Source organism: Streptomyces sp. NPDC088350 (assembly GCF_044753545.1).
GTDB lineage: Bacteria > Actinomycetota > Actinomycetes > Streptomycetales > Streptomycetaceae > Streptomyces.
The window spans coordinates 61,775-86,700 of the sequence record NZ_JBIVNL010000017.1 but is presented as its reverse complement, the minus strand read 5'-3'; the positions used below and the strand labels follow the sequence as shown (position 1 = coordinate 86,700).

The following is a 24,926-nucleotide window of genomic DNA, read 5'->3' as shown; positions in this document are numbered from 1 at the left end:
GTTCGTGGGGGCTGGTCGCGCAGTTCCCCGCGCCCCTACGGGGCGCTACCCAGCCCGTTCAGTGGCACGCGCCGTGCCTCCACCCTCCGATGCGAGATCCGCCAGTCCGCCCCGACCCGCACCACCGTGTCCACATACGTCACCGATCCGCACGAGCCGTCGGCCCTGATGCCGAGCCCCTTTGACCGGACCCGAGCCCCTCCCTCAGGCAGCTCCTCGATCACCACGTTCGTGACGTGATGCGCGACGGGGTTCCCCGCGTCCGATGCGCCCTCGTCGACCAGGTGGTGCGATCAACTCCGTTATGGCCAGGCGGTCTTCGAGCGTCAGTGCCATGTCTGCCCTTCCTCCGGCTGGGCGGACCCTTTCACGCCGGGCGCTGCGGCTGCGCGGGAATTTCCACCTCGCCCCGCCGGTGCACGGGCTTCGCCAGCAGCGCGCCCAGGAACCCCGCGACCAACCCCCACACCGCGGCCAACCCCACCGCCGACCACAACTCGGGCTTCAGGAACAGGTCTCCGGAGAGTCCGCCGCCCACGTCGCCGATGCCGAGGAGGGAGAGGCCGTAGTGGGCGGAGATCCGGCCGACGAGGCAGATCATGAGGACCGCGAGGGCGAACGCGACCGCGAGGTGGACGGCGTGCTGCCAGGCACGGACGTGGGCCGGGGAGCGGACGGCCATCAGGAACGCGGCGGACAGGAGCAGGACCGCGTTCACGACCAGGAGCCACCACACCCTGCCGTCGTAGGCGGCGATGGAACGCAGGTTCAGGGTGGAGATGTCGGGGGTGCGCAGAACCTCGTCCAGCAGGTGGGGCACGGGCAGGCCGAAGGGGCCGTGGACGCGGCCGTTCCAGGTGGCGCCCAGGCCGATCGTGAGGGTCAGCCAGACCAGGTTCGGCATGCCGAGCAGGATCAGGGCGAAGGTCTGGGCGGCGTACCCACGGGTCGCCGCGACGACGAGGGAGACGGTGACGCCCAGCGCGACGTAGGCGAGCAGGAGGGCCACCACCGCGTACGCCGCCGGGCGTACGGACGCGTGGAAGCGCAGGAGGCGGGCGGGGAGGGGCGCACCCGGCGAGACCAGGAGGGCCAGCACCAGGACGCCTGCCAGCCACAGCAACCCGAACAGCACGGTCTGCGGTACGTCCGCCTCGAAGCCGACCTCGGGCGAGGCGCCGAGCAGGTCGCCGATGTCGCCGAGTGTTCCGCTGCCGAGGGAGATCGAGAACTTCTGTCGCGCGCCCAGGGCCAGTCCGATCAGGGCGAGCAGCCACAGTACGGCGATACGGGCCGCCCAGCCGGCCAGTTCCGCGGTCGACGCGACCGCGCGGTGCCGCAGGGGCCGTAGGAACCCGGCCGCGGTCGCCAGGGCGCCGGCCAGGGTCACCGAGAGGGGGATGACGGTCAGGCCGGCTTTCGTGTCGGCCAGGGCGCCCGCGTTCCCGGAGAGTTTCACCGTGCCGCCCACGGCGGTCGCCACCGTCGCCGTGACGACCCGGGGGAACGCGCCGTCCGGGAGGTCCGTCGCGCCCGCCGCCCACAGGCCCAGCGCGGCGACCACGCCCATGGTGAGCAGCCCGGCCAGCACCGTGCTCAGGGCCTGGACCCAGCCGTGGCGGGCGACTGCCTGGTCAGAGGGGGTTCGGGGGGTCACGCCTGCCACGCTAAGCAGCACCCCGGGAGTGCGCCCGCCGGGAGGGCCGTCCGCGTCGGCTTGCGGGCGGACCGGGACCGGAGCACACAATGGGTTCGTTGTGGATGAAGCGGCATGGATCTATACAGATCGCCCGAAATGCCGCTCGAACCGCGTCGGGAAGAAGAGCTCGTGAGCGTCGAACCTCCGTCTTCAGGCCGCCCCACCGGACCGCCCTCAGGCCCGCTGTCGGGACCCTCCCAGCCGCCTTCGGGCCCGCCCTCGCAGCCCTCGGGCAGCGGCGGCACCGGGGCGCCGGAGCCGCACCGCCCCTGGTGGAAGTCGGCGCCGCGCGTCGCGGTCCTCACCACCGCCGTGGTGGCCGCCGTGGTCCTGGCCGTCGTCCTCACCAGCTCCGGCGGCGGCTCGGTCAAGACGGCGGGCAAGGGCGAGGTCTTCCTCCAGGCCGCGGACAAGACCGGCCCCGACGCGTTCACGGAGTCGACGGCGAAGGAGAACTCCGCCCCGCCCGTCTCCGCCTCACCCACCGCCTCGGAACCGGTGAACGCGGTACGAGGCGTCGACGGCGGCGCCCCCGGCCTCTACGGCGGCACCCGGAACGTCTCCAGCTGTGACGTGGAGAAGCAGATCAAGGCCCTCCAGGCGGCCCCGGCGAAGGAAAAGGCCTTCGCGTCCGTCGTCGGCGTCCAGCCCGCCGGAGTCCCCGCCTACCTGCGCTCACTCACCCCCGTACAACTGCGTATGGACACCCGCGTCACCAACCACGGCTACCGCGACGGCGTCGCCACCAGCTACCAGGCCGTCCTCCAGGCCGGTACCGCCGTCCTCGTCGACGGCCACGGCGTGCCCCGCGTCCGCTGCGCCTGCGGCAACCCGCTCTCGCCGCCCGTCGCCCAGCAGACCACCCCGCGGCGGACCGGCGACACCTGGTCCTCGTACCGGCCGCAGAACGTCGTCGTGGTCACCCCCGCACCGCAGATCATCAACATCTTCGTGATCTACGACCCCCACCACGGCGACTGGTTCGGCCGCCACCACGGCGACACGGGCCGGCACGACCACAAGACCCCGCCGCCGGTGAACCCGGCCAGCCCCTCGGTGACCGTGTCCCCGCCGACCTCCCCGCCTACGTCACCGTCCTCCGGCTCCCCGTCGCCGTGCGTCTCCTCGGCCGCCCCCGGTACGCCGGGAACGCCCGGCACGTCCACCAGCCCGTGCCCGCCGTCGTCGAGCGCGCCGTCGTCCCCGTCGACCCCGTCCTCCAAGTCCCCGAGCTCGGAGGCGCCGTCCGCCGAACCCCTCGTTCCCGTGACGCCCTCGACGGCGTCCTCGGCTGCCTCCTCCCCACCCGAATCGGTCGCCTCCGACACGACGACGACGTCCGCGTCCACGTCGGCCTCCACCTTCAGCGCGCCGGTTTCCCCGGTGACGAGTTCACCGTCACTCTGATCGGGGGGACTGTCGGGCGTGGGGCTGGGTACGAGCACTGGTACGACAGCGATCGGCCCAGCCGCCTTCCGAGAGAGACACGCATGATCGACCACCGGGACGGGGCAGTGATACCGACTCGTTTCGACGTGCCCGTGGAACCGCTGAGGCGGGCGGCGCACTACACCGGAGAACCGGGCTGCATCTCCGCGGCGCGGCACCTCACCCACCAGTTCCTGGAGCAGCTCAGAACCGAGTGGTGCGCCACCATCTCCGACCAGGCCGACGGCGAACTGCTGCTGGTGGTCTCCGAGTTGGTCACCAACGCGGACCGGCACAGCAACGGCCCGTACATCCTCGAACTGGAGGGCACGGACGCCGCCGTGACGGTGTCCGTCTGCGACAGCAGCGTCGCCCTGCCCCGCCTCTTCGCCCGCGACCCCGAGCGCATCGGCCGGCACGGCCTGGAGATAGTCCACGCCCTGGCCGAACAGGTGACCGTCGAGCGGGTACCGGTCGGCAAGCGGGTGCGTGCCGTGGTGCCCCTGGGCGGCGAGGACGGCTAGGACGTCAGTCCCCGGTCCGGGTGGCCGTGATCAGCTCGTGGAGGTACCGCTTGGTGACCCGGCCGCCGTGCCGGGTCTCCAGCAGCTCCCGGAGACACGCCAGCAGGCCCTCGCGCGAGGGCTCGTCCAGGGCGAGATGATTGGAGTACGTGAGCACGACGTCGAGGTACTCGTCGGTCGTGTACGTGATCTCCTGGACGCCGCGCCACACCGTGACGTCCTCGAAGTGCGCGGAGCGCTCGAACTCCCCGGTGTCCGTTGCCGATTCGTCCTCGGTCGGACTCCTGAAGCCGGGCACTGCGGTCGGATCCCACCGCTCGTAGCAGCGTTGCGTCCGGTCGAAGAAGTCCTGGGTGCCGCCCGCCACATGGTGGGTGGTGACGACCGCGAGGTGCCCGCCGGGACGCAGCGCGGACGCCGCCTTCGCCACGAACTCCCGCGGGGCGAACCAGTGGTACGCCGTCGCGACCACCACCAGGTCGAACGGCTCGGCCGGCAGCTCCCACAGCGCGAAGTCCGCCACCTCCACGTCCGCCCTCGGGAACGCGCTCAGATTGCGCCGGGCCACCGCTGCCAGGGACGGTCCCAGCTCGACGGCGGTCAGCCGGCAGCCGAACTCGGCCAGCGGGACGGTGAGTTGACCGGTCCCGGGAGCGATCTCCAGGACCCGGCTGTCCGGGCCGAGGGCCGCCGTGCGGGCCAGTTCCTCGACCAGGGGGCGCGGATACCGGGGCCGGGCCCGGTCGTACCGGTCGGCCACTCCGTCGAACGTGTCGCGCAGCACCGTTCCCGCACCCTCCGTATCGGCGATTCCACCCAGGGCAGAATGCCGATCCCTTGCCCTCGCGGCCAACGCTTTTAGTCTGAGGGGGTGAGCAACCAAGCGCCGAACCAAGCCCGCGTGATCCCCCTGCGCCCGCACGAGCCGGCCCCCCACCTGCCGGAGCCCGCGGTTCCCGCCCCCAAGGAACCCCTGTGGCGCGACCTGGTCGGTGACGTCCTACGACGTGAACGCCTCGCCCAGGAACGCACGTTGAAGGATGTGGCCGACGCCGCCCGGATCTCCATGCCGTACCTCTCGGAGGTGGAGCGGGGCCGCAAGGAGGCCTCCTCGGAGGTCCTAGCGGCAGCCGCCCGCGCCCTCGGTCTCGACCTCGGCGACCTGCTGTCGCTGGCCCACAGCGAACTCACCGAGCACCGCGACAGGCGTCAGGCCAGGATGAGTTCGCCGTACAACGGGCTGTGCCTGGTCGCCGCCTGACGGTGTCGCTCAGACCCCGGCGAGGCGTCGGCTGACCACCTCGTCCGCGAGGCCGTACGCCACGGCCTCGCGGGCGGTGAACACCTTGTCGCGGTCCATGTCGGCGCGCAGCGTGGCGATGTCGTGGTGGGTGTGGCGGGACAGCACCTCCTCGACCTGGGCGCGGATGCCCACCATCTCCTCGGTCTGGAGGGCGAGATCGGAGACCACGCCGCGCTGCCCGCCGACGGCTGGTGCATCATGACCCGGGCGTGGGGAGCGCGAACCGCTTGCCGGGGGCGCCGGCGGTCAGCAGGAACTGGCCCATGCTCGCGGCGAATCCCATCACCGGCGTCGAGACGTCGTTCGGGATCAGCTGCATGGTGTCGTAGATGGCGAGGCCCGCCGTCACCGAGCCGCCGGGGCTGTTGACGTACAGGCCGATGTCCGTGCGGGGATCCTCCGCGGACAGGAGGAGCAGCTGGGCGCAGACCCGGTTCGCGGAGACCTCGTCGACCTGTGTGCCGAGGAAGACGATCCGCTGTGCGAGGAGCCGCGCGGCCAGGTGGTCGTCGAAGCGGGAGGGCGGGGTGTCACCCTCCTCGGCGCGGGGCATGAGGGCCGGGGCGAAGCCGGCCGTGAGTGAAGACATGGGCACTCCCTGGCGGGGCTCTGTGGTGTCTCCACTGTCGGCCGGTGAGCGCCCGAACTGCGGGTTTCCAGGCCCGTAGCAGATTCGCCGTGGGCAGGGCAGTCGGCCGGCCGCCCCTCCCGCTCACTCGGCGCCCTTCTCGCGCAGCTGCCGGAAGAAGGCCCGCACGTCCTGTGCCAGCAGGTCCGGTTCCTCCATCGCGGCGAAGTGGCCGCCCCGGTCGAGCCTGGTCCAGCGGACGATGTTCTCGGTCCGCTCGGCCTTGTGGCGGAGCGGGATCTGGATCTCGGCCGGGAACAGGGCGAGCGCGGTGGGGGTGGTGGACGGGAGGGCGGGGGCGGCGGCACGCGCGCCGGTGGCGTGGGCCCGCTCGTAGTAGATCCGGGCGGCCGAACCGGCGGTCCCGGTCAGCCAGTACAGCATCACGTCGGTGAGCAGCCGGTCCCGGTCGACGGCCTCCTCGGGCAGCTCCTCCGAGTCGGTCCACTCCCTGAACTTCTCGACGATCCAGGCGAGTTGACCCACCGGCGAGTCCGTGAGGGCGTACGCCAGGGTCTGCGGGCGGGTGGCGTGCAGGACGGCGTATCCGGTGCCCTCGCCCTGCCAGGCGGTCCAGCGGCGCCAGGACTCCAGGGTGTCCGCGCGCTCCTCGGGACCGAGTGCGGCCAGTTCCTCGGGGGTGGGCTCGGAGTGTGCCTGCGCGCCCGGCAGCAGGTTGAGGTGCACGCCGATGACCCGGTCGGGGTGGGCGCGGCCCAGCTCGCGGGAGATCGCCGCGCCCCAGTCGCCGCCCTGCGCGCCGAACCGCTCGTAGCCGAGCCGCCGCATCAGCTCCGCCCAGGCGTCGGCGATACGGCCCGCCTCCCAGCCGGTGTCGGCGGGCGGCCCGGACAGCCCGAAGCCCGGGATGCTCGGCACGACCACGTGGAAGGCGTCGGCCGGGTCGCCGCCGTGGGCCGCCGGATCGGTCAACAGGCCCACGATGTCGACGAATTCGACGATCGAGCCCGGCCAGCCGTGCCTGATGACCAGCGGGGTGGCGTCCGGCTGCGGGGAGCGGATGTGCGCGAAGTGGACGTTCGAGCCGTCGATGGTGGTGGTGAACTGCGGCCACGCGTTCAGCTCGGCCTCGGCCGCACGCCAGTCGTACTCGTGCCGCCAGTACCGCACCAGCTCCCGCAGATAGCCGGCCGGCACGCCGTACGCCCAGCCGGTACCGGGCAGCTCGTCGGGCCAGCGGGTGCGGTCGAGGTGGTCGTGCAGGTCGTCGAGGTCGGCCTGGGGGATGTCGATGCGGAACGGCTCGATACGGGACGGGTGGACGCTGTCTGCCTGCGAGGACGTCATGGAGTCCGAGACTAGGCGCTCCGCTGGAGGCAGGTGGAGGCAGGTGGAGGCAGGTGGAGGCAGGTGGATGAGGCGGATGAGGTGGATGAACCTGCGGGCCGGTGGGGGCCGGTCGCGCACCGCAGCGGAGGTGCGTATCGATACAGCCCCGCGCCCTTTCGGGGCGCGACACCGCGCGGGACATCGTCCGGCGGGCGACCGATGAGTTTCGCGGCGGGCGCCGGTCGATACAGATGACCGTGTTCGATCCCCCGGAGCCCATGGAGGAGCTCATGACCACCGACGCACTCGCCGACGGATTCACCACGTGTCTCTGGTTCGACGGCCAGGCCGAGGAAGCCGCCCACCACTACGTGTCGATCTTCAAGAACTCCAGCATCGGCCGCGTCAGCCACTACGGCGAGGGCGCCCCGCTTCCGGCAGGCTCGGTGCTCACCGTCGAGTTCACGGCCTTCGGCCAGAAGTTCGTCGCGTTGAACGGCGGCCCGCAGTTCACGTTCAGCGAGGCGATCTCCTTCCAGATCCCCTGCGCGAACCAGGAGGACATCGACTACTACTGGGCCAAGCTCATCGACGGCGGCGGCGAGCCCGGCCCCTGCGGCTGGCTCAAGGACAAGTACGGCCTGTCCTGGCAGGTCGTCCCCGACCGGCTCATCGAGATGATCACCGACCCGGACCCCGCGAAGGTCGCCCGTGCCACCGATGCCTTCATGGCGATGAGCAAGTTCGACCTCGCCGCGCTGGAGAAGGCCTTCGCGGGGGAGTGACGGCCGGACCGGACAGGGTGGCCGGGGTCAGCTCTCGCCGGCAAGCATCAGCGCGTGCAACTCGGCTGCCCGTCGGGCCAGTTGCTCCGCCTGGCCGGTCCCGGCGCGGGTGCGCGGGCGGGTCAGGGTCATGTCGAGGACCGTACGGATCCGGCCGGGCCGGGGCGTGAGGACGACCACCCGATCGGCGAGCGGCACCGCCTCGTCCACGAAGTGGGTGACGAGGACGACGGTGGACGGATGGGCGCGGTGCGTCCGCTGCGACTCGGCGCACAGGGGCGGCGACCGGGGCCTCGGCCACGTCGTCGTGGCCTCCGGCGGCAACGCCGACACACCGCTCGCGTTCGCCGCGACGGCCCTGCTCGGCGCCGTGAGCATGCTCCTCTTCCACGCCGTCGTCCTCGCGGAGCGGGCGCTGCTGCCCTGGGCCCGCGAAATCACCGGCTGAGCCGGGCCTTCCGCGGAGCCATCAGCGGCCTCTCTCGGAGCCGCCGGCGACCGTCCTCCGATCCGCCGCGGTCCGTTCCCGCGACCCCTGCGCGCCTCCTCCGCGTAACCAGTGCGTTTCGGACGTTAATTTCCGGGCCCAAAGGGTTGGCGGGAATCCATCCCCTCGTTATCGTTCACGCACTTCACTCAATCGTTCCGCTGAACGAATAGCTGAACGAATAGCGACAAGGACGGTCGGTACATGTCCGACATCCACCACCCGGGCCGCCGGTCGGTGCTCGCCGCGGGTGTCGCCTCGGCCGCCGCGCTCGGCGGGTCCTGGCTGCTGACCGGCTGTACCGGGGCCTCGGCCGCCCCCGTCCTGCCGGCCGCGGCCCAGAAGGGCGCCCCCGACCGCGGCGGCACCCTGCGCATCGCCCGGCCGCCCGCCTCCGACGCCGAGACCCTCGACCCGGCCGGCTCACTGTCCGCGTACGAGTACCTGGGCGCCCTCTACAACCGGCTCGTCCGCGTCGCCGCGAACGGCGAGCTGGCTCCCGACCTCGCCGAGTCCTGGGAGACCGACGCCAAGGCCCGCACCTGGACCTTCCGCCTCCGCAAGGGCGTCGCCTTCCACAACGGCCGCGCCTTCACCTCCGCCGACGCCGCCTACACCCTGCGCCACATCCTCGACAAGGCGACCGCGTCCCCGCAGGCCGCGGTCCTCGCCCCGCTGATCGACCCGGAGAAGCTGGGCACCCCGGACGCCCACACCCTCGTCGTCCCGCTGAAGAGCCCGAACGCCGAGTTCCCGAGCCTGCTGACGCACTACAACTGCTATGTCATCCCGGACGGCAGCGCGAAGTCGATCGGCCGCACCGGCATCGGCACCGGCCCCTTCAAGCTGGAGTCGTTCGCACCGGCGGGCCCCGGCCGCGTCACCGCGTACACGGACCACTGGGCGGGCCGTCCCGTCCTCGACGCGATCGCCTTCTACTCGGTCGCCGACATGTCCGCCCGCTCGAACGCCTTGCTGGCAGGGCAGGTCGACCTGCTCTCCCAGACCAACCTCGACTTCGCGACGGCCCGCGTGGTCGCCGCCTCGGACCGTGCGACCGTCGCCCGCGTGAAGAACGCCCAGTGGTACGTGCTCCCGATGCTCACCACCGAGAAGCCCTTCACCGACGTCCGCGTCCGCCAGGCGATGAAGCTCGCCTACGACCCCGAGCACGTCGTGCAGGTCGCCCTCCAGGGCGCGGGTACCGCCGGCTGGGACAACCCCGTGCCGCCGAGCGACCCCGCGCACATCACCGCGCACCCGAAGCACGACCCGGAGAAGGCGAAGTACCTGCTCAAGCAGGCGGGCCACGAAGGCCTGGCCATGGACCTCTACACCTCTTCCTACGACCCGCTGTTCACGCCGATGGCGCTCGCCTACCAGGACTCGGCGAAGCGCGCCGGCATCCGGATCAAGGTCAAGACGGCCTCCGCGGACTCCTACTACACCCAGATCTGGATGAAGAAGCCGCTGATGGCGACCTACTGGTTCACGGGCCGGCCCGTCGACCAGCTCTTCACCCAGATCTTCCGCAGCGGCTCCTCCTACAACGAGACCGCCTGGTCCGACAAGGACTTCGACGCCGTGCTCGACCGGGCCCGCGCCGAGATCGACGACACCAAACGGCGCGAACTCTACGGCGAGGCACAGACGTTGGTGATCGAGAGAGGCGGGGCGATGACCCCGATGTTCGCCGACCGGCTCGTCGGCATCTCCCGCAAGGTGCGCGGATACGCCGAGCACGGCTTCGAGTTCGACTACCTCACCATCGGCCTGAAGGGAGCCTGACCATGCTCTCCTTCATAACCCGCCGTATCGCAGCCGCAGTTGGCACCCTCTTCCTCTCCTCCATCCTCGTCTTCCTCGCCGTCCAGGCCCTGCCCGGTGACGTCGCCACCCAGATCCTCGGCAAGGACGCGACCCCGGACGCCGTGGCGGCCCTGCGCACCAAGCTCACACTCGACCATCCCGCCTGGGAGCGGTACGTCGACTGGGTCCGCGGCGCCCTGCACGGCGACTTCGGCACCTCCCTCGTCTCCGGCAAGGCGGTGGGCGGCGAAGTGTCCATGTACCTCGCCAACTCCGCCCTGATCGCGGTTGTCACGGTCCTCTTCGCGGTCACCGGCTCGCTCGTCCTCGGCATCCTCGCGGGCCTGTACCGCGACCGCTGGCCCGACCACGTCATCTCCACCGTCAGCCTGATCGGCATGAGCGTCCCCGAGTTCGTCGTCGCGACCGTCCTCGTCCTGTGCTTCTCGGTCGCCCTCCCGTGGTTCCCGGCGGTCGTCCTCTACGGCCCCGACGCCACCGTCGGCCAACTCCTGCCCGCCGTATGGCTTCCCGCCCTCGCGCTCGCCGTGGTGATGGCCGCGTACATCGTCCGTATGGCCCGCACCTCGGTCATCGACGTGATGGCCACGGAGTACGTCACCACCGCCCGCCTCAAGGGCCTCTCCACCTGGCGGGTCGTCACCCGGCACGCCCTGCCGAGCGCCCTGCTGCCCACCCTGCACGTCATCGCGCTCAACGTAGCCTGGCTGGTCGGCGGGGTCGCGGTGGTCGAGAACGTCTTCAACTACCCCGGCATCGGCAAGCTGATGCTCTCCTCGGTACAGAACCGCGACCTCCCCACCATCCAGGCCATCGCCCTCATCAGCGCGGTCGTCTACGTCGTCTGCAACCTCGCGGCCGACCTGGCGACCATGGCCCTCAACCCCAGGCTCCGCACCCGAGGGAGGACCCGATGACCACGCTCGACACCGTCCCGACCACGGCTGTGCGCGGTACCCGCGCCTGGCGCACCCTGAGCACCTCCCGCACCGCGCTCATCGGCCTCTCGATCGTCGCCGTGCACGTCGTGATCGCCCTGCTCGCACCCCTCCTCACCTCCTACGACCCCATCGCCAACGACGCCAACCACGCGCTCCTCGGCCCGAGTTGGTCGCACTGGGCCGGAACCGACCAGTACGGCCGCGACGTCCTCGCCCGCGTCCTCCACGGCGGCCGGTACGCCCTCGGCGTCTCCGTCGCCGCCACCCTGCTGACCGTCGCCCTCGGCACGGTCATCGGCTGCGCCGCCGCACTGCGCGGCGGCTGGTTCGACGACGTACTGGGCCGGGTCCTGGACGCGATCCTGTCCATCCCCTCGGTCCTCGCACTCCTCGTCGTCGTGACCGCCCTCGGCACCGGCCCCGCGGTCATCGTCCTCGCCGTCGCGATCACCTACGTCCCGCAGGTCGTCCGCGTCGTGCGCGGCGCCGCCCTCGCGGTCGTCCCCGCCGACTACGTGACCGCGGCCCGCGCACGCGGTGAGAGCACCTGGTCGATCCTGCGCAGGGAGATCCTGCCGAACATCACGGACGTGGTGTGCGTGGAGTTCGCGATGCGGGCCTCCTGGGTCGTCCTGCTGATCTCCTCGCTGTCCTTCCTCGGCTTCGGCGCCGACCCGCCGACTCCGGACTGGGGTCTGATGGTCGCCGAGAACCGCACCGCCATCACCGTCGTCCCGATGGCGAGCCTCGCTCCCATCATCGCCCTCGCCACCCTCGTGGTCGGGCTCAACCTCGCGGCCGACGGCCTGTCCAAGGCGTGGGGCGTCGACCGGATCAGGGAGGGCTCCTGATGACCTCGATCGTTTCCGTCAACTCCCTGTCCGTGGCCTACCGTTCGGGCGGCCGGGACGTGCCCGTCGTGCACGAGGTGTCGCTGGACGTCGCCGAGGGACAGACCCACGCGCTCGTCGGCGAGTCCGGCAGCGGCAAGTCGACCGTCGCCGCGACCCTCCTCGGCCATCTGCGCCACGGCTCCCGGATCACCGGGGGATCGGTCGAGGTGGCCGGTGCCGACGTCTTCGCCCTGCCCGCACGGGAGTTGCGACGACTGCGCGGCGGCACGGTCGCGATGGTCGGCCAGAACGCCGGCCACGCCCTCACCCCCTCCATGCGCATCGGCCGGCAGATCGCCGAGGCGGGCGGTGACGTACCCGTCGTGGATCTGCTGGAACAGGTCCGGCTGCCCCACCCCGCCGAGCTGGCCCGCCGCTATCCGCACGAGCTGTCCGGCGGCCAGCAGCAGCGCGTCGCCATCGCCATGGCCATCGCGGCCCGCCCCAAGGTCCTCGTCCTCGACGAACCGACGACCGGTCTGGACGTCGTCACCCAGCGCAGCGTCCTCGACCTGATCGCCGCCCTGCGCGACGAACTCGGCCTCGCCGCCGTGCTGGTGAGCCACGACCTCGGAGTCGTCGCGCACATGGCCGACGAGGTGACCGTCCTGCGGTCGGGCCGGGTGGTCGAATCGGCGCCCACCAGGCAGCTGTTCGCCCAGCCCCAAGACCCGTACACCAAGCGCCTGTTGGCGAGCGTGCCGCGGCTCGACGACGCCGGGCTCGCGGTCGTCGGCGAGGCGGGGGAGCGGGAGGTCAGGTCCAGGGCCGAGGTACCGGACGACGCCCCGGTCGCCGTGTCCGCGCAGGACGTCACCATCGACTACGGCAGCACCCGCGCCGTGCACGGCGTCTCCTTCGAGGTCCGGCGCGGTGAAGTCCTCGCCCTCGTCGGCGAGTCGGGCAGCGGCAAGTCCACGCTCGCGTGGAGCCTCGCCGGACTGCGCACCCCGTCCGGCGGCACGATGCGTCACCCGGACGGCGACCTGGCCCGCCCCGCGCAGCAACGCCCCCTGTCCCTGCGGCGCCGGGTGCAGCTCGTCTTCCAGAACGCGGACACCTCGCTCAACCCCCGCCGCTCCGTGGGCGACGCGGTCCGCCATCCCCTGCGCTTCTTCGGCACGGCGGCCGACCGCACGGAGGCGACCGAGCGGGCCCGCCAACTCATCGCCGACGTACGTCTCGACCCGGCCCTCGCCGACCGCCTGCCCGCGCAGCTCTCCGGCGGACAGCGCCAACGCATCGGTATCGCAAGGGCGTTGGCGGGCGAGCCGGACGTCCTGATCGCCGACGAGATCACCACCGCCCTGGACGTCTCCGTCCAGGCCGATGTGCTCCGGCTCCTCGACGACCTGCGCCGCGAGCGCGACCTGGCCTGCCTGTTCATCAGCCACGACCTGGCCGTCGTGCGGGGCATCGCCGACCGGGTCGTCGTCCTGCGCCACGGAGTCGTCGTGGAGGAGGGCCCGACGGAGACCGTCTTCGCCGACCCCCAACACCCCTACACGCGCCAGCTCATGGCCGCCGCCCTCGAACCCGACCCCGACGCGCTGCCCTATGCCGACGACACCGCCGACTGGGTCGACGCGGCGGACGGGGACGACATCTGGACCGGCCACGGCGACGACGGCCACCGTGTCCGACGCTGGCGCCCCCTCAACGCCCCCGTGGCGGAAGGAATTCTGTGAAGTACCGCGAACAGTTCGACCGCCAGGTCGTCCGTGAGGACGTCTGGATCCCCACCCGGGACGGAAGGACCCGGTTGCACGCCCGCATCTGGCGGCCGGTCGACGCCGAGTCGGACCCCGTACCCGCGCTGCTCGAATACCTCCCGTACCGCAAGAGCGACTGGACGGCACCCCGCGACGCCCAGCGCCACCCCTGGTACGCCGGACACGGCTACGCCTCCGTCCGCGTCGACATCCGCGGCCACGGCGACAGCGAGGGCCTGCCCGGCGACGAGTACGACGCGCAGGAACTCGCGGACGGCGTCGATGTCGTCAACTGGCTTGCCGCACAAGCCTGGTGCACCGGCAAGGTGGGCATGTTCGGCATCTCCTGGGGCGGCTTCAACGCCCTCCAGATCGCCGCCCTCGCCCCCGAGCCGCTCAAGGCGATCGTCACCGTCTGCTCGACCGACGACCGCTACGACAACGACGTCCACTACACCGGCGGCGCGGTCCTCGGCATCGACATGCTCGCCTGGGCGGGCACCATGCTCGCCTTCGCCTCCCGCCCGCCGGACCCGGCGAGCGTGGGCGCGGACCGCTGGGTGCCGATGTGGCGCGAACGCCTCGATGCCCTCGAACCCTTCCTGCACACCTGGCTCGACCACCAACAGCGCGACGACTACTGGAAGCACGGCAGCGTCTGCGAGGACTACACCGCGATCGACGCGGCCGTCCTCGCGGTCGGCGGTTGGAACGACCCGTACCGGGACGCCGTGCTGCGCCTGGTCGAGCACCTCCCCGGGGACCGCGTCCGGGGGATCGTCGGCCCCTGGTCGCACCAGTACCCCGACCGCGGACTGCCGCCCGGCCCCGCGATCGGTTTCCTCCAGGAGACCCTGCGCTGGTGGGACCAGCACCTCAAGGGCATCGACACGGGAGCGATGGAGGAGCCCCTGCTGCGGGCCTGGATCACCGACCCGGTCCCGCCGGCGACGTCGTACGACGTGCTGCCCGGCCGTTGGGTGGGCGACGCCAAGTGGCCGAGCCCGAGGGTCGGTTGGGACTCGCGTCCCCTCGGCGCGGGCAGTGACCCGGTCCTCGTGCGCACCCCGCAGCACACCGGTCTCGACGCCGGACGGTTCTTCCCCTTCGGCAACGCGAGCGACCTGCCGCCGGACCAGCGCGAGGAGGACGGCCGTTCGGTCTGCTTCGACTCCGAACCGCTCACCGCGCGCATCGAGATCCTCGGCCGCCCGCGCGTCCGGCTCCGCCTCGACAGCGCCACCCCGCGCGCCCACGTCATCGCCCGGCTGTGCGACGTAGCGCCGGACGGTTCATCGACGCTCGTCACCCGGGGCGTGCTCAACCTGCTGAGCCGGCACGGCCGTGACCGGGCCGTCGAGTGGACACCGGGGACGTACGAGGACGTCGGGTTCGAACTGAACGGCATCGGCTACGCCGTCCCGCCCGGCCACCGCATCCGGCTCGCCGTCTCCGACACCTACTGGCCGTGGGTGTGGCCGCACGGTGAGCGCGGCGAGTTGCGGGTGGTACCGGCCGAGAGCGCCGTACAACTGCCCGTGCGGGAAGCCGGAGAGGAGCCGCCGATCCGCTTCGAGGAGCCCGAACAGGCGATCCCGCTCGACGTGACCTACGACCGTCCCGCCGAGCCGAACCCCGAGCGGCTGGTCACCCACGATGTCGCCAAGGGGGAGTGGACGCTGGAGGTCGACCCCAACTACGGGGGATCGCGGACGTATCCGGACGGGCTGCGCTACGAGGAGAGAGCGCGGGAGACGTACCGCATCCGCGGCGACGACCCGCTGTCCGCGCACGCCGCCTCGGAGTGGCGCATCCGGCTGCGGCGCTGGGACGACTACGACGCTGAGATCATGGCGCGGACGGAGCTGCGCGCCACGGCCGCGGACTTCGTCATGGACAGTCGCGTCGAAGCACGGGCGAACGGAGAGACAGTGGCCAAGCGCGCATGGCACCGCACCACCCCGAGGACGTCGGGATGACGGCCGCCAAGCAGCCTCAGCCGGCCGCCAGGTCCCCGCGCCGTGCGGTCGCCGCCGCCGACCGGACCCGGCAGCCCACCGAGGTGCGCCGCCGGCTCATCGTCGAGGCGGCCGTCCCGCTGATAGCGGAACGCGGCTACGCCTCGGTCGGCGTACGGGACGTGGCAGCCGCCGCCGGGGTCTCCGTCGGTACCGTCACCTACCACTTCGGCAGTGTGCAGGAGATCCTCTCCGAGGCGATGGTCCTGCACATCGAGCGCTACTACGCCGAGTTGAGCGAGGCCGCCGAGCAGGCGACGAGCGGGGCGGAGGCGCTGCGGCTGCTCGTCGACGCGCTGTTCACCGAGGACACCGACCGGCACTGGCGGATGTGGTTCGACTACTGGAACGCCGGTGAGCAGGGCACGGACGCGGCCTTCACCGGCGGACAGGCCCGACGGTACGAGACCTGGCACCAGCAGATCCGCGCGCTGGCCCAACGGGGTGTCACCGACGGGGAGTTCGGCACGGACGACCTCGACGGCTTCACGGTCCGTTTCGCCGCCCTCGCCGACGGCCTCGCCCTTCAACGGCTGCGCCAGGCACCCCCGTTGAGCACCGAGGACGCCCGCCGGCACCTCAACCGGCTCATCGAGACGGAGCTGGGGCCTGGGCGCCGATCACCCGAGTGATCTCCCGGGCGATCCGCAGGATGCCGGGGGAGCGCACCGGGCACGGCCTGGGCGTCGAGGTCGTCGGCACCAGGCAGAAGTGCAGGTAGTCCGTGTCGAGGTGCAGGGCCGTGCGGCCGTTGCCCGGCTGGGTGCAGTAGTCGGGGTGGGCGCGTTCGTAGGCGGTGCAGGGCAGGTACTGGGCCCAGGTGTAGCGGGCCCCGGCGGGGCTCACGGTCCTGCCGGCGTCGGCGACGATGTCTCCCGTGGCCCTGGCCTGTGCCTCGTAGAGGGCGTTGACGGCCCGGACGCGCTCGGGGGTGATCGGGTCGGGGCCCTGCGACACCCAGACGATCGTGGGGCGTCGCGCGCCCCCGGCGGTCGCGATCTGCGCGGTGAGCTTCCTGACGTCGGCCCTGTACCGCGCGAAGTACCTCTCCCGGTCGGCGGCGTAGGTGATCCCGTCCATGCAGGGCGTGTAGGCCCACGCGTTGCCCCAGAACTGCAGCACCACGAAGTCCGGGTGCAGTGAACGCACCAGCGTGGCCGCCTTGTCGGCGTCCGGGACCAGCGAACCCGCCTTGGCACCCTCCAGGTAGTCGCACGGCGTGGTCCCCGAGTACGGGGCGCTCGTGTACGTCGCGGCCAGCGTGTCGCGGAGTTCCCGCCCGAGCACCTTCTGGCTCTCCATCGCGAGCGAGTCCCCGAGATACAGCACGCCGGGCGCCGACTTCACCGGGGCACCGCTCGGCGACACCGGTGCCTGTTGGCGTGTGGTCGCCGGCACGGACGGGGTGGGCGGCGCGGCCTCGGGCCCGGACGACGGGTCCGTGCACGCCCCGAGCAGCACTCCGGCCAGCACCACACCCACGACCCACGGCTTCCGCATACGGCAACTCCCGCCCCGGGCACCGGAAAATGGCTCCCCAGGCAAGCACAGCCGGGCGGAAGGGGGAAGACACCCGGCTACTCCAGGCGCTCCAGCAGGTCCAGCAGATCGGTCAGCGGGAGCGGCTTGGCGAGATGGGCGTCGAAGCCGGCCGTCCGGGACAGCGAGCGGTCGGTGCCCTGGCTGAAGCCGGTGACCGCGATCAGGCGGGGCCGGTCGCCGTGCGGGCGGGCGCGTACCGTACGGGCCACCGTGTAGCCGTCGGTGTCGGGCAGGCCCAGGTCGCACAGCACCACGTCGAAGACGTCGGACTCGGTCGCGGTGAGCGCGTCCGCGCCGGTGTGGACGGCGGTGACGTGGTGGCCCTGCCGCTCCAGCAGGGTGCGGTAGGTCGCGGCCAGGTCGGTGTTGTCCTCCACGATCAGGATGGCCAGGTGGCGCCGGGATCGCGGGGGCGCGGACGGCCGTACCGGCTCCGGAGCCGTCTCGTCTGCCTGCGGCAGCAGGACCGTGAACGTCGCGCCTTTGCCGGGGCCTTCGCTGTGCGCGCCGATCCGGCCGCCGTGCAGGGCGACCACTGTGCGCGCGACCGCGAGCCCCAGGCCGAGGCCCTCGGGAGTGTTGGGGCCCGCCGGTGCCGCCCGCATGAACACCCCGAACAGGTCCTCGGCCTGGGCGGGTTCGAAGCCGATGCCGTCGTCCCGCACGGTCAGTCGGACCTGTTCGTCCTCCACCGTGAGCCGGACCTCCGTACGCCCGCCGGGCGGGGTGTACTTGAGCGCGTTGGACAGCAGGTTCGTCAGCACCTGCGCCAGCCGCAGCCGGTCCCCTTCGACCACAACGGGCGTGTCCGGCAGGGTGACGTGGAGGATCCGCTCCTCGTGTCCGAACAGGCTGCGGATGTCGGCGCACGCGCCCTCGACCACGGACCGCACGTCGACCCGCTCGGGCACCAGTTCAAGGCGGCCGGTCAACGCCCGTGTCCCGTCGAGGAGATCGTTGCTCATCCGCACCAGCGTGCCCAACTGCCGTTCCAGGACGCCCAGGGCGGGATGGCCGGCGTCCGGCAGGTCCAGGGCGAGGAGTTCCACGGCCGCGGTGGCGGCGGCGAGGGGGTTGCGCAGTTCGTGCGAGAGCGTGGCGATGAACCGGTCCTTGGCCCGCTGCTCCTCCCTCAACCGGCGTCCGGCCGCGTCCAGTTCGGCGTTGGCTCGGCTCAGCTGCTCGTTGACCTCGCGGATCTCCCTGGCCCGGACGAACAGGTCGATCTCCATGCCCTCGGCCCGCATCTGCGCCTCGGCGGCGGCCCGTTCCTGCTCCCGGCCGACCCGGCGCAGATGCACGAAGTCCGTGACGTCCTCGACCCGGTGGATGAGGTGTGTGACGTGTCCGTCGCCGTCCAGGACGGGGGAGTTGACGGGACTCCAGTACCGCTCGGCGAAGCCGCCCGCCTCACCCGTCGGGATGTCGTAGCGCTGCAACGCCATCGTGTCCTTGCGGCCCGTCGCCACCACCGACTCCAGCGAGCGGCGCAGATTGGCGACGCCGTCCGCCGACGGGTCGTCCGGGTTGTCGGGGAACACGTCGAAGATCCGCCGGCCGACGATCGTGCGCTCCGTACGGGTGGCCGCGAGATACGCGCGGTTGACCTCGACGATGGTGAAGTCGGGGCTGAGGATCAGCAGCGGGGACAGCGAGGAGTCGAAGAGCAGCCGGAAGTCCGGGGCGGCGAGGGGTGGCATGGTGGCTCTCTGGGGTCTCGGGTCTCAGGGGTCGAGGCGGTAGCCGTAGCCGCGGACCGTGGTGATCCGGGGCGCGGGCACGGGCAGTGCCGCGAGCTTGCCGCGCAGGCGGTACACGTGCTCGATGACGGTCGCGGGCTGCTGCCAGGAGGCGCCCCAGATCCGTTCGAGGACCTGCTCGGTGGAGAACACCCGGCCGGGCGCCTGACCGAGCATCTCCAACAGGGCGTACTCCTTGGGCCGTAGCGTCAGCAGGACGCCGTCGGCGGACGCCTGGCGGGCGGCCGTGTCGATGCGCAGCGAGCCGACCTGGAACACCGCCGGGATCTCCGGCGGCTGCGAGCGACGGAGGACGGCCCGGATGCGGGCCACCAACTCCCGCTGGGAGAACGGCTTGACCAGGTAGTCGTCGGCGCCGATCTCCAGGCCCGCGACCCGGTCGGCCTCCGCGCCCCGTCCGGTGACCACGATGACCGGCAGGCGGCTGGTGGAGCGGAGTGCCCGCAGCAGTTCGAGGCCGCTGCCGTCCGGGAGGCCCAGGTCGAGGACGGCGAGATCGATGCGGCTCTCGTGGAGGACGGACTTGCCGGCGCGGGCGTCCATGGCCCAGGTGACGGTGAATCCCTCGTGCTCCAGATAGGAACGGCACATCAGTGCGAAGTCGGGTTCGTCCTCGATCAGTGCCAGGTGCGGACGCATCGCACATCACCCGGCCCGACCTCGGCCCGCTCGTTGTGTCGCTGATGAGCGGGCGTTGATGCCCCGACCATGTGGCGAAGGTGGAACAGGAGGCACCCACGGTTCAAGGGGGAGCCGCTCGGGGGGAGTTCCGGCGCGGGCTCGTGCGGTGCGGGGATGCCGACACCGCCGCACGGACCCGCGCCGGATCGCGCGCCCGCGCGCGAGAGGCACGGAACGGGGACGGAACACCTTGCACGAGAACAGCCTGGAGCCGGTGCCCACACCGGCCTGGCCCGCACCCGGCGAACACGCCCTGCTGGGGGCGCGGGACGGCCTGCTGGTCGTCGACCTGCACGGCGACATCGATCTCGCGACCGCCACCCGGCTGCGCGAGTGGCTGGACTCGGTCGTCGCGCTGCGCGCGCCCGCCTATGTCGTCGATCTGCGCCGCACCACCTTCATCGACTCCACCGGGCTCAACCTGGTGCTGCGGTTCCGCCGCCGGGTGCGGGAGGGCGGGGCGGGCTTCGCCGTGGTGTGCGCCCCGCGCACCGTGCGCCTGTTGCGGGCGCACGGCACGCTGGACGTACTGGACCCGGTGCCGGGCCTCCCGGAGGCGGCCTCGCGGATCGCCGGCCGTTGCTGAGTCAGACGCGGTCGGCCGCGATCAGCAGATACTGGAAGCTGCCGTTGCGGTAGGCGGCCAGGAACGTGTCCTCGATGCCCGTGACCAGGTGGTCGGCCTGCCTGCGCAGGGCCCAGTAGGGGATGGTGTCCTCGGTGAGGTCCTGGACGTGGACGGGGACCAGCCGGTTGCGGGCCATCGCCCGGAAGTACTCCGACCTGGGGTGGATGTCGCAGATGTAGTGGGCGTTGATGAGGGACACCTCGCGCGAGGCCCGGCCGTACGTGTCGTTGTAGCAGCCGGTGATCACCACATATCGTCCGCCGCGGCGCAGCAGCCGGGCGTGCTCGGCGAACAGCAGGTCCAACTCGACATACATCGTGGACTCGTTGTTCCACGACGCGGCGAACGCGCCCGTCGGGAAACCGGTGTCGAGCATGTTCCGGTGGTGGTAGCGCACCTTGCCGTCGATGCCCCGGTCACGGGCCTGCGCATTGGCGAACTCGGCCTGCTTGGCGGAGATCGTGACCCCGTCGGCCCGGCAGCCGTAGCGCAGATGTGCCACCACGCTGCCGCCGCCGCGCCCGCACCCGGCGTCGAACACCCGGTCGATCGGGGTGAGTTTGCCGAGGTGGGCGGCGAGGAGTTCGGCCTGCGCGTGCTCCAGCCGGTGCAGTTCGGCGGTGAGCCGCTCCCGGCGCCGGACGGGGTCGGGCTCCTCCAGTACGGCCTCGTCGGCCCCGCCGATCCCGTAGTGGTGGTGGTACAGGTCGTCGATCTGTCCGAGGTCGAGGTTGACCGGGTTCTCTTCGGCGTTCCAGTAGTCCGCGACACGGTTCTGGTACGTGGACTGGGTCGGCACCGGTGCTGCTGTGGTGCCGGCGTCGGCGGTGGTCAACGGTGACTCCTAGCGTGGTACGTCCGACAGGGCGTCAGGAACCGGTCTGTTACCAGTAGTTGGGCAGGTGGTAGCGGTGGGTGTTGGTCGCGTGCCACTCGTGGTTGCCGGACACCCACGCGGCGAGGCCCTGGGCGTAGCGCTCGACGAGGGGCGAGGCGGCGGACAGGGCCGCGGACTCCTCCTCGAAGGCGTCCATGATCCGGTTGTGGATCTCGACGGACTTCAGATAGGCCGCCTTCAGCCCGCACCGCTCGTTGGCGGCGACGACCTGCGGCAGGTTGAGGTGGCCGGGGTCGGACAGCTCCTTGGTGAAGGAGTAGAGGTCGTTGACGATCGTCGTGGCGTTTCCGGCGAGGGCGGTGATCCGCTGGATCCCGGGCCGGGCGTAGACCTGTTCGGGCAGTTCGTAGCCGTCCACGGCGTCGACGATCGACAGACAGGGCCGGAAGTTGTTGAACTGCCGCATCACCAGGTACTCCCAGACGCGCGGCCTGTACCGGATCTCGGCCCACGCGGCCTCCGCGAGATAGCCGAGGTGCAGCCGGGCGATGTCGTGCACGAACCGGTCGGTCTGGCTCGGGGTGGCGAGCAGGGCGTAGTCCTTCAGCGCGAAGTGGTACGAGCGCAGCGGCCCGTCGGCCTGTACGCCGTTCCGCCACTCGACCTCCAGTTCGGGGGCGCTGTGCAGGGGGTCGAGTGCGGACTGGGCCATGATCAGCCGGCCGCCGAGCCCCCGGTGGGAGCCGCCCTTGTCCTCGTCCTCCTCGCAGTAGCAGTTGTCGACGATGTTCTCGGCGAGCAGCAGCTTGCCGGCGGCGGTCAGCCGTTCCAGGTCGAGCGCCCCCGGGTGCTGGAGCACCACGGCCCGGCCGAACTGGAACCCGGCGAAGTCCCCGTCCCACGCGGCCGGGAACAGGTCGAGTCCGCGCGCCCAGGTCTCCAGTCTGCGGTCGATCTCCGCGGCCTTCTCGGGGTCGGCGGGAGCCGCCGGTCGGTAGGTGAGCCCGGGGATCGCTCCGGTGCGGCGGGCCCGCACGGTGCTCGCCAGGTTCGGCGGTCCGGGCAGCGGAAGACAGGTGGTCGTCGCGGGTGTGGTCATGAGGTGCTCCAGGCCGTCATTCGGCGGTCCGGCCGATCTGGACGTTCTCCAGGATTCCCGCCGCGTCGGGGACCAGGATGGCCAGCGAGTAGTACGCGGTGACGAGGTAGCGGATGATCGCGGCGGCGTCGATGCCCATGAAGCGGACGTTCAGGCCGGGTTGGTACTCCTCGGGGATTCCGGTCTGGACGAGACCGATGACGCCCTGGTCGGCCTCTCCGGTGCGCAGCGCGATGATGCTGCTGGTGTGCTGCGGGGTGATCGGAATCTTGCCGCAGGGGAAGAACGGGACACCGCGCCACGCGGGGATCTCGTGCCCCTCGACGTTCACCGTGCCGGGCACCAGACCGCGCTTGTTGCACTGCCGGAAGAACGCCGCGATCGCCTTCGGGTGGGCGAGGAAGAGCCGTGTCCTGCGCCGCATGGCGAGCAGTTCGTCGAGGTCGTCCGGGGTCGGCGGGCCGGTGAAGGTGCTGATGCGCTGGGTGTAGTCGACGCTGTGCAGCAGCCCGAACTCCCGGTTGTTGACCAGCTCCCACTCCTGCCGCTCGCGGATCTCCTCGATGGTGAGCCGGAGTTGCTGCCGGGTCTGGTCCATCGGGTCGTTGTAGAGGTCGGCGACCCGGGTGTGCACCCGCAGCACGGTCTGGGTGAGCGACAACTCGTACTCGCGCGGGGCGAGTTCGTAGTCCACGAAGCCGCCGGGCAGCGTCGGCTCGCCCACATGCCCGGCCCGCACCGGGACATCGGCCTCGCCCCTGCGGTTCATCGGCAGCCGCTGCCGCTCGGCGTACGCCTCCAGATGGGCGGCGAGGGACGGCACCCGCTCGGTGAACTCCGCGACGACGTCCCAGGGGAGGACCAGCAGCACGCCCGCGGTCTCGGCGCGCACGGAACTCAGCCACAGCGGGTCCGACTGCCCTATCGCCTCGTCGCCCATCTGGTCGCCGTCGGTGACGACGCCGAGGACCTCCTCCTCGCCGTACTTCCCTGCGGTGTACCGGGTGAAGCGGCCGTGGGCGACCAAGTGGGCCTCGGTGACGGGCTGTCCGGCCTCGAAGAGGACCTGGCCGGCCCGCACCTCCCGGACCCGGAACCGGCCCGCGACCTCCTTGAGGACCTCCGTGTCGGAGTACCCGCGCAGCACGGGCAGTTCGGTGAGTGTCTCGGGGATGACCTTGATGTCGTCGGCGCCGTTCTGCTCGAACCGCACCCGGCCGCGGCCGACGCTGAGTTGGAGCCGCCGGTTGACGCGGTAGGCACCGCCCCTGACGTCCACCCAGGGCAGCATCTTCAGCAGCCATCGTGAGGTGATGGCCTGCATCTGCGGTTCGGACTTGGTGGTCGTGGCGAGTTGGCGTGCCGCCACGGTGCTGAGGCTGGTGAGCTGTCCGATGCCGGGGGTCGCGGGGTCGGGCTCGTCGGTGGCGGGTCCGTGGGCGCTTTCCGGAGTGGACACATTCCCTCCCGGGAGGTGAACAGGGGTGAGCGCGTCGTCGGTGTACAAGCCAAACAGTGCTGCCCAGGACCGGTAACCGCGCGAAGGGGGCGGCTTCACGCCCTGGAGGGGGTAAACCCGGTGATCGAGGCGGGGCGGGGAAGCGATCGTTCCCGCACCCCGGCGCGCGGGGCGCGAACACGCCTCACCGGTGTGAAACCCCGTGCGCCGCCCACTCGTTGAGGTCGTTCACCAGCACCGCGGCTCCGTCGAAGCGGCCCGCCTTCAGATCCGTCAGCGCGTCCGGGGCCCGCGACAGCGGATACGTGTGGGTGGTCGCGCGCACGCCGTGCCGGGCGGCCAGATCGAGGAACTCCCTCGCGTCCGCACGGGTGTTGGAGGTGACGCTGCGCAGCTCCTTCTCGTAGAACAGCTCGCTCTCGTAGCGCAGTGGCGGTGTGTCGCTCAGGTGGATGCCCGCGACCGTGAGGACCCCGCCCTGGTCGAGCGCCCGCAGCGCGACCGGCACGAGATCGCCGACCGGCGCGAACAGGATGGCGCTGTCCAACGGCTCCGGCGCGGGGCGCGGACGCGGCCCCCCCCCGCGCCCCCCCCCCGGCCCCCCCGCCCCCCCCCGCCCCCCCCCCCCCCCCCCCCCCGCCCCCGCCCCGCGCGGGCCGCCCCCCCCGCGGGCGGCGGCGCCCCCCCCCCCCCCCCCCCCCCCCCCCCCCGCCCCCAGGTCCAGCGCGAGCCGCCGCGCCGCCGCGCCCCGGGTCAGCACGTGCACGGTGGCGCCCTCGGCGAGCGCCACCTGCGCGCACAGATGGGCGCTGCCCCCGAACCCGTAGAGACCGAGTCGTCCGCCGGGCGGCAGCGAGGCCCGGCGCAGGGCGCGGTAGCCGATGATCCCGGCGCACAGGAGCGGTGCCAGGGACACGTCGTCGAGGCCGGCGGGCAGCCGGTGGGCGAACGCGGCCGGCACGGTCGTGTACTCCGCGTAACCGCCGTCCGCGTCCCAGCCGGTGTACTCGGAGCGCGGGCACAGGTTCTCGGCCCCGCGCCGGCAGTACACGCACGTGCCGTCGGTACGGCGCAACCACGCGACGCCCACCCGATCGCCGACCGCGAAGCCGGTCACCGCCGCCCCGAACCCCGCCACCACCCCGACGACCTCGTGCCCAGGAGTCACCCCCGGCCGGCGCACCGGCAGATCCCCCTCGGTGACATGCAGATCGGTCCGGCACACCCCGCACGCGCGCACGTGGACGAGCAGTTCGTCGTCCCCCGGCACCGGGACCGGCTTCTCCACGAACCGGAGAGCACCCTTCTCGACCGGCCCCGGCTCGCCCACCGCCCATGCGCGCATCGTCGTCGCATCCGCCATGCGTCCAGTGTGGAACCG

Annotated in this window: 24 protein-coding genes and 1 pseudogene; 12 read left to right on the top strand and 13 right to left on the bottom strand. The window is 71.9% G+C overall.

The window, feature by feature from the left end; genetic code table 11:
* Positions 1–35: 35 nt before the first annotated feature.
* On the bottom strand, positions 36–224 hold the full coding sequence (locus ACIQBL_RS42770) for a hypothetical protein (RefSeq protein ID WP_401953201.1): 189 nt from the start codon (positions 222–224) through the stop codon (positions 36–38).
* A gap of 143 nt (positions 225–367) precedes the next feature.
* The gene (locus ACIQBL_RS42765; RefSeq protein ID WP_401952889.1) at positions 368–1,657 is read right to left on the bottom strand and encodes a streptophobe family protein; all 1,290 of its coding nucleotides are present in this window, start codon (positions 1,655–1,657) and stop codon (positions 368–370) included.
* A 171-nt stretch (positions 1,658–1,828) separates the two neighbouring features.
* On the opposite strand from ACIQBL_RS42765, the gene ACIQBL_RS42760 reads away from it, so the two are divergent.
* Both ACIQBL_RS42760 and ACIQBL_RS42755 read left to right on the top strand, forming a co-directional pair.
* The gene (locus ACIQBL_RS42760; protein WP_401952887.1) at positions 1,829–3,106 is read left to right on the top strand and encodes a DUF6777 domain-containing protein; all 1,278 of its coding nucleotides are present in this window, start codon (positions 1,829–1,831) and stop codon (positions 3,104–3,106) included.
* A gap of 83 nt (positions 3,107–3,189) precedes the next feature.
* Positions 3,190–3,651 (top strand): ATP-binding protein, encoded by a 462-nt coding sequence (locus ACIQBL_RS42755; RefSeq protein WP_401952884.1) that lies wholly within the window; start codon positions 3,190–3,192, stop codon positions 3,649–3,651.
* A gap of 4 nt (positions 3,652–3,655) precedes the next feature.
* Here ACIQBL_RS42755 and ACIQBL_RS42750 read toward each other — a convergent pair whose 3' ends face one another.
* On the bottom strand, positions 3,656–4,435 hold the full coding sequence (locus ACIQBL_RS42750) for a class I SAM-dependent methyltransferase (RefSeq protein ID WP_401952881.1): 780 nt from the start codon (positions 4,433–4,435) through the stop codon (positions 3,656–3,658).
* Between the two features lie 87 nt (positions 4,436–4,522).
* Between ACIQBL_RS42750 and ACIQBL_RS42745 the strand changes: the two genes are divergently transcribed.
* Positions 4,523–4,912 (top strand): helix-turn-helix domain-containing protein, encoded by a 390-nt coding sequence (locus ACIQBL_RS42745; protein ID WP_401952878.1) that lies wholly within the window; start codon positions 4,523–4,525, stop codon positions 4,910–4,912.
* Positions 4,913–4,921: 9 nt separating this feature from the next.
* Here ACIQBL_RS42745 and ACIQBL_RS42740 read toward each other — a convergent pair.
* A pseudogene (locus tag ACIQBL_RS42740) lies at positions 4,922–5,543 on the bottom strand (ClpP family protease).
* Between the two features lie 123 nt (positions 5,544–5,666).
* On the bottom strand, positions 5,667–6,890 hold the full coding sequence (locus ACIQBL_RS42735; RefSeq protein WP_401952876.1) for an epoxide hydrolase family protein: 1,224 nt from the start codon (positions 6,888–6,890) through the stop codon (positions 5,667–5,669).
* Positions 6,891–7,150: 260 nt separating this feature from the next.
* Between ACIQBL_RS42735 and ACIQBL_RS42730 the strand changes: the two genes are divergently transcribed.
* Entirely contained in the window at positions 7,151–7,657 is a 507-nt protein-coding gene (locus tag ACIQBL_RS42730; RefSeq protein ID WP_401953198.1) for a VOC family protein, read from the top strand.
* 27 nt (positions 7,658–7,684) lie between these two features.
* Here ACIQBL_RS42730 and ACIQBL_RS42725 read toward each other — a convergent pair whose 3' ends face one another.
* On the bottom strand, positions 7,685–7,855 hold the full coding sequence (locus tag ACIQBL_RS42725) for a hypothetical protein (protein WP_401952873.1): 171 nt from the start codon (positions 7,853–7,855) through the stop codon (positions 7,685–7,687).
* A 19-nt stretch (positions 7,856–7,874) separates the two neighbouring features.
* Here ACIQBL_RS42725 and ACIQBL_RS42720 point away from each other — a divergent pair, with 19 nt between their 5' ends.
* The 7 genes from ACIQBL_RS42720 (at position 7,875) to ACIQBL_RS42690 (ending at position 16,170) form a co-directional block, all read left to right on the top strand.
* Positions 7,875–8,105: a hypothetical protein gene (locus tag ACIQBL_RS42720; protein WP_401952870.1), complete on the top strand. Its 231-nt coding sequence runs from the start codon at positions 7,875–7,877 to the stop codon at positions 8,103–8,105.
* Between the two features lie 243 nt (positions 8,106–8,348).
* On the top strand, positions 8,349–9,932 hold the full coding sequence (locus ACIQBL_RS42715) for an ABC transporter substrate-binding protein (protein ID WP_401952867.1): 1,584 nt from the start codon (positions 8,349–8,351) through the stop codon (positions 9,930–9,932).
* 2 nt (positions 9,933–9,934) lie between these two features.
* A complete protein-coding gene (locus ACIQBL_RS42710; RefSeq protein WP_401952864.1) occupies positions 9,935–10,891 on the top strand; it encodes an ABC transporter permease in 957 nt (318 codons plus the stop codon).
* Positions 10,888–11,766: an ABC transporter permease gene (locus tag ACIQBL_RS42705; RefSeq protein ID WP_401952861.1), complete on the top strand. Its 879-nt coding sequence runs from the start codon at positions 10,888–10,890 to the stop codon at positions 11,764–11,766. The genes ACIQBL_RS42710 and ACIQBL_RS42705 overlap by 4 nt, the downstream gene beginning before the upstream one ends.
* Positions 11,766–13,496, top strand: coding sequence for a dipeptide ABC transporter ATP-binding protein (locus ACIQBL_RS42700; protein ID WP_401952859.1), 1,731 nt, complete (start codon positions 11,766–11,768; stop codon positions 13,494–13,496). Before ACIQBL_RS42705 ends, ACIQBL_RS42700 begins: the two co-directional genes overlap by 1 nt.
* Entirely contained in the window at positions 13,493–15,499 is a 2,007-nt protein-coding gene (locus tag ACIQBL_RS42695) for a CocE/NonD family hydrolase (protein WP_401952856.1), read from the top strand. The genes ACIQBL_RS42700 and ACIQBL_RS42695 overlap by 4 nt, the downstream gene beginning before the upstream one ends.
* Positions 15,466–16,170: a TetR/AcrR family transcriptional regulator gene (locus tag ACIQBL_RS42690; RefSeq protein WP_401952853.1), complete on the top strand. Its 705-nt coding sequence runs from the start codon at positions 15,466–15,468 to the stop codon at positions 16,168–16,170. Before ACIQBL_RS42695 ends, ACIQBL_RS42690 begins: the two co-directional genes overlap by 34 nt.
* On the opposite strand, the gene ACIQBL_RS42685 is transcribed toward ACIQBL_RS42690, so the two are convergent.
* From ACIQBL_RS42685 to ACIQBL_RS42675, 3 genes are all read right to left on the bottom strand, one after another.
* A complete protein-coding gene (locus tag ACIQBL_RS42685) occupies positions 16,127–17,038 on the bottom strand; it encodes an SGNH/GDSL hydrolase family protein (RefSeq protein ID WP_401952851.1) in 912 nt (303 codons plus the stop codon). The genes ACIQBL_RS42690 and ACIQBL_RS42685 overlap by 44 nt on opposite strands.
* A gap of 77 nt (positions 17,039–17,115) precedes the next feature.
* Positions 17,116–18,780, bottom strand: a complete 1,665-nt coding sequence (locus ACIQBL_RS42680; protein WP_401952849.1) for an ATP-binding protein — start codon at positions 18,778–18,780, stop codon at positions 17,116–17,118.
* Between the two features lie 24 nt (positions 18,781–18,804).
* Positions 18,805–19,479 (bottom strand): response regulator transcription factor, encoded by a 675-nt coding sequence (locus tag ACIQBL_RS42675; RefSeq protein WP_401952847.1) that lies wholly within the window; start codon positions 19,477–19,479, stop codon positions 18,805–18,807.
* A 232-nt stretch (positions 19,480–19,711) separates the two neighbouring features.
* Between ACIQBL_RS42675 and ACIQBL_RS42670 the strand changes: the two genes are divergently transcribed.
* Positions 19,712–20,107 carry an STAS domain-containing protein gene (locus ACIQBL_RS42670; RefSeq protein WP_401952844.1) on the top strand — a complete coding sequence of 132 codons (396 nt, stop codon included), beginning with the start codon at positions 19,712–19,714 and terminating at the stop codon, positions 20,105–20,107.
* A gap of 1 nt (position 20,108) precedes the next feature.
* On the opposite strand, the gene ACIQBL_RS42665 is transcribed toward ACIQBL_RS42670, so the two are convergent.
* The 4 genes from ACIQBL_RS42665 to ACIQBL_RS42650 form a co-directional block, all read right to left on the bottom strand.
* Positions 20,109–20,984, bottom strand: coding sequence for a geranyl diphosphate 2-C-methyltransferase (locus ACIQBL_RS42665; RefSeq protein WP_401952841.1), 876 nt, complete (start codon positions 20,982–20,984; stop codon positions 20,109–20,111).
* 49 nt (positions 20,985–21,033) lie between these two features.
* Positions 21,034–22,086: a family 2 encapsulin nanocompartment cargo protein terpene cyclase gene (locus tag ACIQBL_RS42660; protein WP_401952839.1), complete on the bottom strand. Its 1,053-nt coding sequence runs from the start codon at positions 22,084–22,086 to the stop codon at positions 21,034–21,036.
* 16 nt (positions 22,087–22,102) lie between these two features.
* Positions 22,103–23,545 (bottom strand): family 2B encapsulin nanocompartment shell protein, encoded by a 1,443-nt coding sequence (locus tag ACIQBL_RS42655; RefSeq protein ID WP_401952836.1) that lies wholly within the window; start codon positions 23,543–23,545, stop codon positions 22,103–22,105.
* A 184-nt stretch (positions 23,546–23,729) separates the two neighbouring features.
* Positions 23,730–24,890, bottom strand: coding sequence for a zinc-binding alcohol dehydrogenase family protein (locus ACIQBL_RS42650; RefSeq protein ID WP_401953195.1), 1,161 nt, complete (start codon positions 24,888–24,890; stop codon positions 23,730–23,732).
* Positions 24,891–24,926 lie beyond the last annotated feature (36 nt).